The following is a 13,851-nucleotide window of genomic DNA, read 5'->3' on the forward strand; positions in this document are numbered from 1 at the left end:
CAACCGATCAATCGACAGGGCCAGCATGCAAGCATCCGTCCCGCCGCTACATCAGCGCGCCACGCTCATCGTTGGCGCCATGCTGGCGTTTTCCATTGCCACCCTGCTGTTCGCGGGCATGACCGGTTCGATCCGGGTGCCGCTCGACGAGATTCCCGACGCCCTGCGCCAGCTCGCGAGCGGCCAGCCCGATTCGCTCTCCGCTTCCCTGCTCGAGCTGCGCGCCAGCCGCGCGCTGGTGGCGTTCGCGACCGGCGGCGCGCTGGCCCTGGCCGGCCTCATGATGCAGGCGCTGCTGCGCAATCCCCTGGCCGATCCGTATGTGCTGGGCGTCTCGTCCGGCGCCTCGGTCGGCGCCCTGCTGGCGCTGCTGCTGATGGCCTCGACACTGATGGTTGATGCCGCCGCGCTGGCCGGCGCCATCGGCGTCGCCATGCTGCTGTATCTGCTGGCCCGGCGCGACCTTCGCAGTGGCCAGGCGGCCGAGGGCGGTGCCTCGATGCTGTTGCTGACCGGCGTGATCGTCTCGGCCCTGTGCGGCTCGGTGGTCACGCTGATGCTGTCGATCGCGCCCGAGGGGCGCTTGCGCAGCATGATCTTCTGGCTGATCGGCGACCTGGCCGGCGCGCCGCTGCGCCTGGCGCCCTGGCTGGTGCTGGCCGGCTGCCTGCTGTTCGCCATGCGCAATGCGCGCGCCATGAACATGGTCGCGCTGCACGCAGAGAATGCGGTGACGCTGGGCGTGCGCGTCGGCGCGCTGCGCAAAGGCCTGTTCTTCGTCTCGGCCCTGCTCACCGCGAGCGCGGTCACCAGCGCCGGCTCGATCGGCTTCGTCGGGCTGATCGTGCCGCATGCCTGCCGCTTCGCCTTCGGGCCCGACCACCGGGTGCTGATCCCGGCCGTGGTGCTGGCAGGCGGCGCCTTCCTGGTGCTGTGCGATACGCTGGCACGCACCATCATCGCGCCGCAGCAGCTGCCGGTCGGCGCCATCACGGCGATGATCGGCGCGCCGGTCTTCCTCTACCAGTTGCACCGCCTGCGCAAATGAACTCGATCTCCACCCACGACCTGCTGCTGTCCATCGGCCAGCGCACCCTGGTGCGGGACCTCGACTGGACCGCGCGCGCCGGCGAATGCTGGAGCATCATCGGCCGCAACGGCGCCGGCAAGAGCACCTTGCTGCGCACGCTGGCCGGGCTGCAGCAGCCGAACGGCGGATCGGTACACGTCAACGGCCGCGCCATGGCGGCCTGGCCGCTGACCGAACTGGCGCGCGAGCGCGCCTTCCTGGCCCAGTCGCGCCACGACGCGTTTGCCTATACCGTGCTGGAAAGCGTGCTGTCGGCGCGCCACCCTTACCACGCCAACCGCTACTGGGAGGGCAGCGACGACCATCAGGCTGCTCTGATGGCCCTGGCGTCGATGGAAGTGGACGACCTGGCCGCGCGCGACGTGCGCACCCTGTCCGGCGGCGAGCGCCAGCGCGTGGCGATCGCCGCCCTGCTGGCGCAGCAGACGCCGCTGCTGCTGCTCGACGAGCCGGCCAATGCGCTCGACCTGGCGCACCAGGTGAGCGTGATGGGCCTGCTGGCCCGCCTGTGCCGCGAGCAGGGCCGGACCGTGGTCATGATCGGCCACGACCTCAACCTGGCCAGTCGCATTTCTACCCACGCGCTGCTACTGATGGGCGACGGCCGCTGGACGGCCGGCGCCAACGACCAGATCATGCGCCCGGCGCTGCTGGGCGACTACCTCGGCCATCCGATCGACATGATCGAACACGAAGGCCGCCGCATCTTCATCCCCAAGGAGGGCCCCGCATGACCGACATGACTCCAGAACAGACCGCCGCCCTGAACGAACGCCACCGCGCCCGCATGGAGCGCAAAAAGGCGGTCATCGACGCAAAAATCGCCTCGGCCGACAAGGAAATCGGCATCGTCATCGTCAATACCGGCAACGGCAAGGGCAAGAGCTCGAGCGCCTTCGGGATGGTGGCGCGCGCGCTCGGCCACGGCATGAAGGTGGGCGTGGTCCAGTTCATCAAGGGCGCCCTGTCGACCGGCGAAGAAACCTTCCTGCGCCGCTTCCCCGACGAAGTGAGCTTCCATGCGATGGGCGAAGGCTATACCTGGGAAACGCAGAACCGCGAGCGCGACATCGCCAAGGCCGAGGAGGCCTGGGTGCTGGCCCGGCAGTTCCTGTCCGATCCCGCGATCGGCATGGTGGTGCTGGATGAACTGAACATCGCCCTGAAATACAAATACCTCGACGTGCACACCGTGATCGCCGACCTGCTCGACCGGCCGGTGATGCAGCACGTGGTGATCACCGGCCGCGGCGCGCCGCCGGAACTGATCGCGGTGGCCGATACCGTCACCGAGATGAACGTGGTCAAGCACGCGTTCAAGGCCGGCATCGCGGCCCAGGCGGGGACCGAATGGTGACGGGCGCCCGCATCGTCCTGGTGGCCGCGATGTCGTCCGGCCAGGGCAAGACGACGGTAACGGCCGCGCTGGCGCGGCGGCTGGTCCGCATGGGCAAGCGCGTGCGGGTGTTCAAGTGCGGCCCCGATTTCATCGACCCGATGCTGCTCGAACGCGCCTGCGGCGCGCCGGTCCACAACCTCGACCTGTGGATGGTGGGCGTCGATGCCTGCCGCCAGCGCCTGACCGCTGCCGCGCATGAGGCGGACGCGATCCTGGTCGAGGGCGTGATGGGCCTGTACGACGGATCTCCCTCGGCGGCGGACCTGTCGCGCGAGTTCGGGATTCCGGTGCTGGCGGTGCTGGACGCCTCGGCGATGGCGCAGACTGCCGGCGCGGTGGCGCAGGGCCTGCGCGACTACGGCCCCGTCGAGATGGCCGGCGTGATCGCCAACCGCGTCGCCAGCAGCGGCCATGCGGCGATGGTGAAGGAATCGCTGCGCGACATCCCGCTGATCGGCACCCTGGCGCGCCAGGACGAGCCGCTGCCCGAGCGTCACCTGGGCCTGGTCGTGCCGGGCGAGGTCGAGGAGCTGGACCGCATCCTGGATGCGCTGGCCGACAGCATCGATTTCGATGAGGCGGCGTGGGATGCGCTGCCTGTCATGAGTCCTGGTTCTACCGTACCGGCGCCGGTGGCGCCATTACTGGCGGGACGCACGATCGCCATCGCACGCGATCCGGCATTCGTCTTCGTCTACCCGGCGAATATCGACCTGCTCGAGCAGCTCGGTGCGCACATCAGGTATTTCGCGCCGCTGTCCGACGAGGCGGTGCCGGAGGACGCCGACGCAGTGTATCTGCCGGGCGGTTATCCCGAGCTGCACGGCGCCCAGCTGCAGGCCGCCCGGCGCTGGCGCGACTCGATCCGTGATGTGCACGCGCGTGGCGTGCCGATCGTCGCCGAATGCGGCGGCATGATGGCGCTTGCCGATGGTTTGACCGACGGCGAAGGGCGCCGCTTCGAGATGGCCGGGCTGCTCGCCGGCGAAGTCAGGATGCAGAAGCGCCTGGGGGGACTGGGCATGCATGCGATGCCGACGCCGCAGGGCGATATCCGCGGCCATACCTTCCACTATTCATTGCTGGATTCTCCGGTGACGCCACAGGACTACACAGTGAAGCAAAGGACCGGCACGCGAGGCGAAGCCGCCTACCGGGTCGGCTCGCTGTTCGCGTCCTACTTCCACGGCTACTTCCCGTCCAATCCGCGCGCGGTGGCGGTCCTGTTCGGAGCGCAGCCGTGAGCGTGACCCTGGTCTTTGGCGGGGCGCGCTCGGGCAAGAGCGCCTACGCCGAACGCATCGCGCGCGAATCGGGCAAGGAGGTCGTCTATATCGCCACCTCGCGCGCCGGCGACGGCGAGATGGCCGCGCGCATCGCCCATCACCGCGAGCGGCGCCCGGCCGAGTGGCGAACGGTCGAAGAAGAACTGGCGCTGGCGCAGGCGCTATGCGACTGGTGCGCGCCGCAGCGCCTGGTGATGGTCGACTGCCTGACGCTCTGGCTCAGCAACCTGATGTTCTGCGACGGCCGCGACTATCCCGAGGTGGGCGCGGTCGATTTGCCGGCATGCTTCCACCATGAGCGCACGGCGCTGCTCGACCAGCTGAACGAGGGGCTGCCCGGCGACCTGATCCTGGTGTCGAACGAAGTCGGCATGGGCATCGTGCCCTGGGGCGCGATCTCGCGCAGCTTCGCCGATGAAGCCGGCCGCCTGAACCAGGCGGTGGCGGCGCGCGCCGATCGCGCCGTGCTGGTGGCGGCCGGCCTGCCGCTTGTCCTGAAAGGTCCCCAGTGCTGACTGGCCTGTCGCTCTCCACCATCGCGATGTTGCTCGTCGTCGGCATCGCGCTCGACCTGCTGCTGGGCGAGACCCGGCGCTGGCATCCGCTGGTCGGCTTCGGCAAGCTGGTCAACTTGGTCGAACGCAGTCTCAATCGTGGGCAGTCGCGCCTGGTGCGCGGATGCCTGGCATGGACGCTTGCCGTCCTGCCACTGAGCCTGCTGTTCCTGGCGCTGACCGACCTCGCCGGCCTGTGGCTGCATGCGGTGCTGCTCTATGTCTGTATCGGCCTGCGCAGCTTGCGCGACCATACGCTGCCGATCCATTCGGCGCTGTGCGCCGGCGACCTGGCGCAGGCGCGTGCGCTCACGGCGCGCATCGTCAGCCGCGACACGGCGCACGCCGACGAATCCGACCTGGCCAAGGCCAGCGCCGAATCGCTGCTCGAGAACGGCAACGACGCCGTGTTCGGCACGCTGTTCTGGTTCATCCTGCTGGGCGGGCCGGGCGCGGTGCTGTTCCGCCTGGCGAACACGCTCGATGCGATGTGGGGATATCGCAGCGAACGCTTCAACCTGTTCGGCCGCTGCGCGGCGCGCATCGACGATGCATTGAACTATGTACCGGCGCGCCTGACCGCGCTGTCGTACGTACTGCTGGCGGGCAGCGGCCGCGCGCGCGCCTGGCAATGCTGGCGCACCCAGGCCCCGGCCTGGAGCAGCCCGAACGCCGGGCCGGTGATGGCCAGCGGCGCCGGCGCCCTGGGCGTGTCGCTGGGTGGCGCCGCCGTCTACGATGGCGAAGTCGAACAGCGGCCGCCACTGGGTCTTGGGCCTGCGGCCTGCGCGAGCGACATCCTGCGCGCCTGGCGGTTGGTGCTGCGCACGACATTGTTGTGGGCCGGGGTGGTCTGCCTGATGGCTGTCGGAGCGTCATATGCTTGAACACGGCGGCAATCTGCGCGACGCGGCGCGTCACTATGGCCGCGACGACTGGGTCGACCTGTCGACCGGTATCAACCCGCATGGCTATCCGGCGCCGGCGCCGTCGAGCGCGGCCTGGCAACGCCTGCCGGAGCCAGATCCTGCATTCCTTGCGGCAGCCTGCGCCTATTACGGCGCGCCGCAACTGCTGCCGGTGGCCGGCACGCAGGCGGCGATCCAGGCGCTGCCGCGCCTGCGTCCACCTTCGCGCGTCGCGGTGTCGGCGCCGTCGTATGCGGAACACGCATATCACTGGAACCTGCACGGCCACGCGCGGCGGCTGGTGTCTTATGCGGAACTGGACGCGGCGGTCGACACCAGCGATGTCGTCGTTGTCGTCAATCCCAACAATCCGACCGGCGAGACCATTGAACCCGAACTCCTGCTCGACTGGGCGGCGCGGCTGCATGCGCGCGATGGCTGGCTGGTGGTCGACGAAGCCTTCGGCGATACGGCGCCCGCGCTGAGCGTGACGCCGCACGCAGCGCGGCCGGGATTGATCGTGCTGCGCTCGATCGGCAAGTTCTTCGGGTTGGCGGGACTGCGGCTGGGATTCGTCGCGGCGCACGAGCGCGTGCTGGCGGACCTGGCCGACCTGCTCGGGCCGTGGGCCGTCAGCGGTCCCGCGCAGGAAATCGCGCTGCAGGCGCTGGCCGACACGGGCTGGCAGCAGGATACGCAAGAGCGCCTGGCGCAGGCCGGTGCACGAATGGAGCGCCTGCTGCGGGAGCACGACATCGCGAGCAGCGGCACGCCGCTGTTTCGCTGGTGGCCCGAGGCGCGACCCGAAGCCTTTCATGAACACATGGCCGCGCGCGGCATCTGGTGCCGGCTGTTCCGCGATGCGGCGCGCGGCATCCGGGTCGGCCTGCCCGCCAGCGAGAATGAATGGCGGCGCCTCGAACAAGCACTTCAAGAATGGAGCAAGCAATGAAGAAAACGATGCTGCTGGCCGGCCTGGCCGCCGCTGGCCTGGCGGCCCAGGCCCAGGCCCATGCCGCGATCACGGTCAAGGACGATGCGGGATTGGCGGTCACCGTCGCCAAGCCGGCGCTGCGGGTGGTGTCGATGGCGCCCAGCGTCACCGAGCTGCTGTTCGCGGCCGGCGGCGGCGGCCAGATCGTCGGCGCGGTGAACTACAGCGACTATCCCGAAGCGGCCAGGCGCATCCCGCGCATCGGCTCGAATCGCGAGATCGACATGGAGCTCCTGATCTCGCTGAAGCCCGACCTGATCGTGGCCTGGCGCCACAACAGTTCGGAGCGGCAGATCGAGATGGTGCGCCGGCTGGGCATCCCGGTATTCCAGAGCGACCCGCAAACCCTGGACGGCATTCCCGACGCCGTGCTGCGTCTGGGCCAGTTGCTGGGCACCGATGCGGCGGCCAAGGCGACCGCGACACAGTTGCGCGAGCAGCTGGCCGGGCTGCGCACGAAGTATGCGAACCGTTCTCCTGTGCGCACCTTCTACCAGGTGTGGGACCGTCCGCTGTATACGCTCAGCGGAAAGCACATCCTCACCGATGCGATGAAGCTGTGCGGCGGCGAGAACATCTTCGACAAACTGACAGTGACGGCGCCGATCGTCTCGATCGAGAGCGTATTGCAGGCCAATCCGGAAGCGATCATCGCCACCGCCGAAAAGAACTATGGTGGTGTCGAGCTCTGGAAGCCGTATGGCACACTGGCCGCGGTGCGCAGCAATAATCTGTTCACGCTGGACGGCCACCTGCTCAATCGCGCGGGGCCGCGCATGGTCCAGGGCACGGCCGCGCTGTGCGAGGTGCTCGAGCAGGCGCGCCAGCGTCGTTCGAAATGAGCGGCTTTCCCTACCGGACCCTGATGGTGCAGGGCACGACGTCAGACGCCGGCAAGAGCACGGTGGTCGCGGCGCTGTGCCGCCTGCTCAAGCGGCGCGGCGTCCGGGTCGCGCCATTCAAGCCGCAGAACATGGCGCTCAACAGCGCGGTGACGCGCGATGGCGGCGAGATCGGCCGCGCGCAGGCGCTGCAGGCGATCGCCGCCGGCATCGAGCCGCACACCGACATGAACCCGGTGCTGCTCAAGCCCTCGAGCGACGTCGGCGCCCAGGTCATCATCCATGGCCAGGTGCGGGCCGACATGAATGCGCGCGACTATCATCAGTACAAGCCGGTGGCGATGGGTGCGGTACTTGAGTCGCATGCACGGCTGCTGGCCCAGTACGAGACGGTGATCGTCGAAGGCGCCGGCAGCCCGGCCGAGATCAACCTGCGCGATCGCGACATCGCGAACATGGGGTTTGCCGAGGCGGTCGATTGCCCGGTGATCCTGGTGGCCGACATCGATCGCGGCGGCGTGTTCGCGCACCTGGTAGGCACACTCTCCTGCTTGTCGCAGTCGGAACGCGATCGTGTCATCGGCTTCGTCATCAACCGCTTCCGCGGCGACATCAAGCTGCTCGAGCCGGGCCTGGAATGGCTCGAAAGCCAGACCGGCAAGCCGGTGCTGGCGGTGCTGCCCTATCTGCACGGGCTGTTCCTCGATGCCGAGGATGCGGTGCAGGCGACGCAGACGAACAAGGGCGCATTTCGCGTCGTCGTTCCCAGCCTGCCGCGCATGAGCAATCACACGGATTTCGATGCGCTGCGCGCGCATCCGGACGTCGACCTGCGCTTCGTGCGGCAGGGAGAGACGATTCCTGGCGCGGATCTGATCGTTCTTCCAGGGAGCAAGAACACGCGCGGCGACCTGGCCTGGCTGGAAGCGGAGGGCTGGCGTGCGCAGATTGCGCGTCATTTGCGCTATGGCGGCAAGGTGATCGGCGTGTGTGGCGGGTTCCAGATGCTTGGGAGGACGGTGAATGATCCGCATGGGGTCGAAGGGGCGCCCGGGGTATCGTCGGGCCTAGGCATGCTGGATATCGAGACCGAGCTGACGCGCGAAAAGAGGCTGACCAGGGTGGAGGGCGTGTGTGCGTTTGCTTCGCACCAAGCCGCCCAGCGAGTCAGTGGATATGAGATTCATATGGGTGTGTCGCATGGTGCGGGCCTGGAGCTGCCAGCCTTTATCATCGAAGGCAGGAATGAAGGCGCCGTATCTTGGGATGGCCAAATCCTGGGGACCTATCTGCACGGACTCTTCGATCATCCGGAAGCTTGCAGCGCGCTGCTACAATGGGCTGGTTCGCGTACCGAGCATGTCGTCGACACGGCGCAACTGCGTGATGCGAGTCTGGAGCGGATTGCTAATTCAGTGGAAGGGTTGCTGGAGAAACTGATCGACCTAGGAAACTGAAAGCAAAAAAGCCCGCTCAGTTCAACTGAGCGGGCTTTTTCTCTATAACTAGCCTGACGATAACCTACTTTCACACTGGTTGCAGCACTATCATCGGCGCAAAGTCGTTTCACGGTCCTGTTCGGGATGGGAAGGGGTGGGACCGACTTGCTATGGTCATCAGGCATGACTTGTACGAGCAGTCGCGACAGTTCGCGCCTGCTCTGAATCTGGAAGAAGTATTGTTGGGTTGTAGCTTTGTATCGAGCAGTTGTACTCCAACCTCGGACTACCAAGGTTATAGGGACAAGCCGTACGGGCAATTAGTACTGGTTAGCTTAATGCATTACTGCACTTCCACACCCAGCCTATCAACGTCCTGGTCTCGAACGACCCTTCAAGGAGCTCAAGGCTCCGGGAAATCTCATCTCAAGGCAAGTTTCCCGCTTAGATGCTTTCAGCGGTTATCTCTTCCGAACTTAGCTACCCGGCAATGCCACTGGCGTGACAACCGGTACACCAGAGGTTCGTCCACTCCGGTCCTCTCGTACTAGGAGCAGCCCCCTTCAAATTTCCAACGCCCACGGCAGATAGGGACCAAACTGTCTCACGACGTTTTAAACCCAGCTCACGTACCACTTTAAATGGCGAACAGCCATACCCTTGGGACCGGCTACAGCCCCAGGATGTGATGAGCCGACATCGAGGTGCCAAACTCCCCCGTCGATATGAACTCTTGGGAGGAATCAGCCTGTTATCCCCAGAGTACCTTTTATCCGTTGAGCGATGGCCCTTCCATACAGAACCACCGGATCACTATGTCCTACTTTCGTACCTGCTCGACTTGTCGGTCTCGCAGTTAAGCACGCTTATGCCATTGCACTATTAGCACGATGTCCGACCGTACCTAGCGTACCTTCGAACTCCTCCGTTACACTTTAGGAGGAGACCGCCCCAGTCAAACTGCCTACCATGCACTGTCCCCGATCCGGATAACGGACCAAGGTTAGAACCTCAAATGAACCAGGGTGGTATTTCAAGGATGGCTCCACGAGAACTGGCGTCCCCGCTTCAAAGCCTCCCACCTATCCTACACAGATTGATTCAAAGTCCAATGCAAAGCTACAGTAAAGGTTCATGGGGTCTTTCCGTCTAGCCGCGGGTAGATTGCATCATCACAAACATTTCAACTTCGCTGAGTCTCGGGAGGAGACAGTGTGGCCATCGTTACGCCATTCGTGCAGGTCGGAACTTACCCGACAAGGAATTTCGCTACCTTAGGACCGTTATAGTTACGGCCGCCGTTTACTGGGACTTCAATCAAGAGCTTGCACCCCATCATTTAATCTTCCAGCACCGGGCAGGCGTCACACCCTATACGTCCACTTTCGTGTTTGCAGAGTGCTGTGTTTTTATTAAACAGTCGCAGCCACCATTTTATTGCAACCCTTTGGCCCTCATGGAGTAAACCAATCAAGCTACTAGGGCGTACCTTATCCCGAAGTTACGGTACCAATTTGCCGAGTTCCTTCTCCCGAGTTCTCTCAAGCGCCTTAGAATACTCATCTCGCCCACCTGTGTCGGTTTGCGGTACGGTCTCGTATGACTGAAGCTTAGAGGCTTTTCTTGGAACCACTTCCGATTGCTTCGTCGCACATGGCAACTCGTCTCGACCCCTTGAATTACGTGCCCGGATTTGCCTAAGCACCTTCTATGAGTCAAAAACTGACTATTCCAACAGTCAGACAACCTTCCGCGATCCGTCCCCCCATCGCATCATACGACGGTGCAGGAATATTAACCTGCTTCCCATCAGCTACGCATCTCTGCCTCGCCTTAGGGGCCGACTCACCCTGCTCCGATGAACGTTGAACAGGAAACCTTGGGCTTACGGCGTGCGGGCTTTTCACCCGCATTATCGCTACTCATGTCAGCATTCGCACTTCTGATACCTCCAGCATCCTTTACAAGACACCTTCGCAGGCTTACAGAACGCTCTCCTACCATATCCTTACGGATATCCGCAGCTTCGGTGACTGGCTTAGCCCCGTTACATCTTCCGCGCAGGACGACTCGATCAGTGAGCTATTACGCTTTCTTTAAATGGTGGCTGCTTCTAAGCCAACATCCTGACTGTTTTAGCCTTCCCACTTCGTTTTCCACTTAGCCAATCTTTGGGACCTTAGCTGGCGGTCTGGGTTGTTTCCCTCTTGACACCGGACGTTAGCACCCGATGTCTGTCTCCCAAGCTCGCACTCATCGGTATTCGGAGTTTGCAATGGTTTGGTAAGTCGCAATGACCCCCTAGCCATAACAGTGCTCTACCCCCGATGGTGATACTTGAGGCACTACCTAAATAGTTTTCGGAGAGAACCAGCTATTTCCAAGTTTGTTTAGCCTTTCACCCCTACCCACAGCTCATCCCCTAATTTTTCAACATTAGTGGGTTCGGACCTCCAGGGCGTGTTACCGCACCTTCATCCTGGCCATGGGTAGATCACTTGGTTTCGGGTCTACACCCAGCGACTGTCGCCCTGTTCGGACTCGATTTCTCTACGGCTCCCCTATTCGGTTAACCTCGCCACTGAATGTAAGTCGCTGACCCATTATACAAAAGGTACGCCGTCACCCCACGAAGAGGCTCCGACTGTTTGTATGCACACGGTTTCAGGATCTATTTCACTCCCCTCCCGGGGTTCTTTTCGCCTTTCCCTCACGGTACTGGTTCACTATCGGTCGATTACGAGTATTTAGCCTTGGAGGATGGTCCCCCCATGTTCAGACAGGATTTCTCGTGTCCCGCCCTACTTGTCGTATGCTTAGTACCACCGATCTGATTTCGTGTACGGGGCTATCACCCACTATGGCGCCGCTTTCCAGAGGCTTCCACTATCAGTCCGACTATCACATACAGGCTCATCCCATTTCGCTCGCCACTACTTTGGGAATCTCGGTTGATTTCTTTTCCTGCAGCTACTTAGATGTTTCAGTTCGCCGCGTTCGCTTTGCATGCCTATGTATTCAGCATGCAATGACCTAAAAGGCCGGGTTTCCCCATTCGGAAATCTGCGGATCAAAGCTCGTTTGCTAGCTCCCCGCAGCTTATCGCAAGCTACTACGTCCTTCATCGCCTGTAATCGCCAAGGCATCCACCATGTGCACTTATTCACTTGTCCCTATAACGTTGGCCTCTGCATGAGTTACAGAGATCGTCATAGATCAAGAGTACAACTATGTTTGCTTGATACAAATTACTACTACCCTAAGTGTGTGCTTTCGCACACGCTTAAAAAAACTTTACTTCTTCCAGATTGTTAAAGAACGAAAAAACAGTGATCTCGAAAAGATCAAACCTAAATCTCATCAGTCATTTACTGACGACTTACGTTTGAACTTTTTTGGTGGAGGATGACGGGATCGAACCGACGACCCCCTGCTTGCAAAGCAGGTGCTCTCCCAGCTGAGCTAATCCCCCATTTGAGGTCATGCTGAAACTTGGTAGGGCTGGTTGGACTCGAACCAACGACCCCCGCGTTATCAACACGGTGCTCTAACCAGCTGAGCTACAGCCCCGATAAAACTGTTCTTTACTTGTTCAACAGTCGATAAGCGTGGACGCTTGATGATGCAGCTTTCGCTGCCGGTGCTACTCTAGAAAGGAGGTGATCCAGCCGCACCTTCCGATACGGCTACCTTGTTACGACTTCACCCCAGTCACGAATCCTACCGTGGTAAGCGCCCTCCTTGCGGTTAAGCTACCTACTTCTGGTAAAACCCGCTCCCATGGTGTGACGGGCGGTGTGTACAAGACCCGGGAACGTATTCACCGCGGCATGCTGATCCGCGATTACTAGCGATTCCAACTTCACGTAGTCGAGTTGCAGACTACGATCCGGACTACGATACACTTTCTGGGATTAGCTCCCCCTCGCGGGTTGGCGGCCCTCTGTATGTACCATTGTATGACGTGTGAAGCCCTACCCATAAGGGCCATGAGGACTTGACGTCATCCCCACCTTCCTCCGGTTTGTCACCGGCAGTCTCATTAGAGTGCTCAACTGAATGTAGCAACTAATGACAAGGGTTGCGCTCGTTGCGGGACTTAACCCAACATCTCACGACACGAGCTGACGACAGCCATGCAGCACCTGTGTTACGGTTCTCTTTCGAGCACTGCCAAATCTCTTCGGCATTCCGTACATGTCAAGGGTAGGTAAGGTTTTTCGCGTTGCATCGAATTAATCCACATCATCCACCGCTTGTGCGGGTCCCCGTCAATTCCTTTGAGTTTTAATCTTGCGACCGTACTCCCCAGGCGGTCTACTTCACGCGTTAGCTGCGTTACCAAGTTAATTAAAACCCGACAACTAGTAGACATCGTTTAGGGCGTGGACTACCAGGGTATCTAATCCTGTTTGCTCCCCACGCTTTCGTGCATGAGCGTCAATCTTGACCCAGGGGGCTGCCTTCGCCATCGGTGTTCCTCCACATCTCTACGCATTTCACTGCTACACGTGGAATTCTACCCCCCTCTGCCAGATTCTAGCCTTGCAGTCTCCAACGCAATTCCCAGGTTGAGCCCGGGGATTTCACGTCAGACTTACAAAACCGCCTGCGCACGCTTTACGCCCAGTAATTCCGATTAACGCTTGCACCCTACGTATTACCGCGGCTGCTGGCACGTAGTTAGCCGGTGCTTATTCTTCAGGTACCGTCATTAGCAAAGGATATTAGCCTCTACCGTTTCTTCCCTGACAAAAGAGCTTTACAACCCGAAGGCCTTCTTCACTCACGCGGCATTGCTGGATCAGGCTTGCGCCCATTGTCCAAAATTCCCCACTGCTGCCTCCCGTAGGAGTCTGGACCGTGTCTCAGTTCCAGTGTGGCTGGTCGTCCTCTCAGACCAGCTACTGATCGTCGCCTTGGTAGGCCTTTACCCTACCAACTAGCTAATCAGATATCGGCCGCTCCAAAAGCATAAGGCCCGAAGGTCCCCTACTTTCATCCGTGGATCGTATGCGGTATTAGCGTAACTTTCGCTACGTTATCCCCCACTTCTGGGTACGTTCCGATATATTACTCACCCGTTCGCCACTCGTCAGCGGAGCAAGCTCCCTGTTACCGTTCGACTTGCATGTGTAAAGCATGCCGCCAGCGTTCAATCTGAGCCAGGATCAAACTCTTCAGTTCAATCTCTGTTTGTTGACTCTTTCGAGTCATCCGCATTGCTGCGGAGTCGCTCACTCAAAATACTGACCGTCATCCCATTGCTGAGACAACGTTAATACTTTTTGTGAACATTTGATAATTTAAGTAATCAGCTGAACAAGTCAGCTGGCACC

Annotated in this window: 9 protein-coding genes, 2 tRNA genes and 3 rRNA genes; 9 read left to right on the plus strand and 5 right to left on the minus strand. The window is 61.6% G+C overall.

Annotation, left to right across the window (positions count from 1 at the left end):
- Positions 1 to 25: 25 nt before the first annotated feature.
- From DIR46_RS10315 to DIR46_RS10355, 9 genes are read left to right on the plus strand one after another with little or no spacing between them, the layout of a single operon-like run.
- Entirely contained in the window at positions 26 to 1,048 is a 1,023-nt protein-coding gene (locus DIR46_RS10315) for a FecCD family ABC transporter permease (protein ID WP_109345155.1), read from the plus strand.
- Entirely contained in the window at positions 1,045 to 1,824 is a 780-nt protein-coding gene (locus DIR46_RS10320; protein WP_109345156.1) for an ABC transporter ATP-binding protein, read from the plus strand. Before DIR46_RS10315 ends, DIR46_RS10320 begins: the two co-directional genes overlap by 4 nt.
- On the plus strand, positions 1,821 to 2,447 hold the full coding sequence (cobO, locus tag DIR46_RS10325) for a cob(I)yrinic acid a,c-diamide adenosyltransferase (protein ID WP_109345157.1): 627 nt from the start codon (positions 1,821 to 1,823) through the stop codon (positions 2,445 to 2,447). The genes DIR46_RS10320 and cobO overlap by 4 nt, the downstream gene beginning before the upstream one ends.
- Positions 2,441 to 3,733 (plus strand): cobyrinic acid a,c-diamide synthase CobB, encoded by a 1,293-nt coding sequence (locus DIR46_RS10330; protein WP_109345158.1) that lies wholly within the window; start codon positions 2,441 to 2,443, stop codon positions 3,731 to 3,733. The genes cobO and DIR46_RS10330 overlap by 7 nt, the downstream gene beginning before the upstream one ends.
- Complete coding sequence (gene cobU / locus DIR46_RS10335; protein ID WP_109345159.1) at positions 3,730 to 4,290, plus strand: bifunctional adenosylcobinamide kinase/adenosylcobinamide-phosphate guanylyltransferase; 561 nt, start codon at positions 3,730 to 3,732, stop codon at positions 4,288 to 4,290. Before DIR46_RS10330 ends, cobU begins: the two co-directional genes overlap by 4 nt.
- Positions 4,284 to 5,216: an adenosylcobinamide-phosphate synthase CbiB gene (cbiB, locus tag DIR46_RS10340; protein ID WP_109345160.1), complete on the plus strand. Its 933-nt coding sequence runs from the start codon at positions 4,284 to 4,286 to the stop codon at positions 5,214 to 5,216. The genes cobU and cbiB overlap by 7 nt, the downstream gene beginning before the upstream one ends.
- The gene (cobD, locus tag DIR46_RS10345) at positions 5,209 to 6,189 is read left to right on the plus strand and encodes a threonine-phosphate decarboxylase CobD (RefSeq protein ID WP_109345161.1); all 981 of its coding nucleotides are present in this window, start codon (positions 5,209 to 5,211) and stop codon (positions 6,187 to 6,189) included. Before cbiB ends, cobD begins: the two co-directional genes overlap by 8 nt.
- Entirely contained in the window at positions 6,186 to 7,073 is an 888-nt protein-coding gene (locus DIR46_RS10350; RefSeq protein WP_109345162.1) for a cobalamin-binding protein, read from the plus strand. Before cobD ends, DIR46_RS10350 begins: the two co-directional genes overlap by 4 nt.
- Complete coding sequence (locus DIR46_RS10355; RefSeq protein ID WP_109345163.1) at positions 7,070 to 8,530, plus strand: cobyric acid synthase; 1,461 nt, start codon at positions 7,070 to 7,072, stop codon at positions 8,528 to 8,530. The genes DIR46_RS10350 and DIR46_RS10355 overlap by 4 nt, the downstream gene beginning before the upstream one ends.
- A gap of 51 nt (positions 8,531 to 8,581) precedes the next feature.
- On the opposite strand, the gene rrf is transcribed toward DIR46_RS10355, so the two are convergent.
- From rrf to DIR46_RS10380, 5 genes are all read right to left on the minus strand, one after another.
- A 5S ribosomal RNA gene (rrf, locus tag DIR46_RS10360) occupies positions 8,582 to 8,694 on the minus strand.
- A 117-nt stretch (positions 8,695 to 8,811) separates the two neighbouring features.
- Positions 8,812 to 11,685 (minus strand): 23S ribosomal RNA (locus tag DIR46_RS10365).
- Between the two features lie 223 nt (positions 11,686 to 11,908).
- Positions 11,909 to 11,984: transfer RNA gene (locus DIR46_RS10370), tRNA-Ala, on the minus strand.
- 21 nt (positions 11,985 to 12,005) lie between these two features.
- Positions 12,006 to 12,082: transfer RNA gene (locus tag DIR46_RS10375), tRNA-Ile, on the minus strand.
- An 82-nt stretch (positions 12,083 to 12,164) separates the two neighbouring features.
- A 16S ribosomal RNA gene (locus DIR46_RS10380) occupies positions 12,165 to 13,699 on the minus strand.
- Together the 16S, 23S and 5S rRNA genes with 2 tRNA genes alongside form the textbook arrangement of a ribosomal RNA operon.
- Positions 13,700 to 13,851 lie beyond the last annotated feature (152 nt).

The sequence above is a fragment of the Massilia oculi genome, from assembly GCF_003143515.1.
In the GTDB taxonomy this organism is placed as follows: domain Bacteria; phylum Pseudomonadota; class Gammaproteobacteria; order Burkholderiales; family Burkholderiaceae_D; genus Telluria; species Telluria oculi.

Bases quoted from the DNA above. Each gene is read 5' to 3' on its own strand.
- DIR46_RS10320 (WP_109345156.1), top strand. From the start codon at position 1,045: ATGAACTCGATCTCCACCCACGACCTGCTGCTGTCCATCGGCCAGCGC.
- cobD (WP_109345161.1), top strand. From the start codon at position 5,209: ATGCTTGAACACGGCGGCAATCTGCGCGACGCGGCGCGTCACTATGGC.
- cobO (WP_109345157.1), top strand. From the start codon at position 1,821: ATGACCGACATGACTCCAGAACAGACCGCCGCCCTGAACGAACGCCAC.
- DIR46_RS10330 (WP_109345158.1), top strand. From the start codon at position 2,441: ATGGTGACGGGCGCCCGCATCGTCCTGGTGGCCGCGATGTCGTCCGGC.
- DIR46_RS10355 (WP_109345163.1), top strand. From the start codon at position 7,070: ATGAGCGGCTTTCCCTACCGGACCCTGATGGTGCAGGGCACGACGTCA.
- DIR46_RS10315 (WP_109345155.1), top strand. From the start codon at position 26: ATGCAAGCATCCGTCCCGCCGCTACATCAGCGCGCCACGCTCATCGTT.
- DIR46_RS10350 (WP_109345162.1), top strand. From the start codon at position 6,186: ATGAAGAAAACGATGCTGCTGGCCGGCCTGGCCGCCGCTGGCCTGGCG.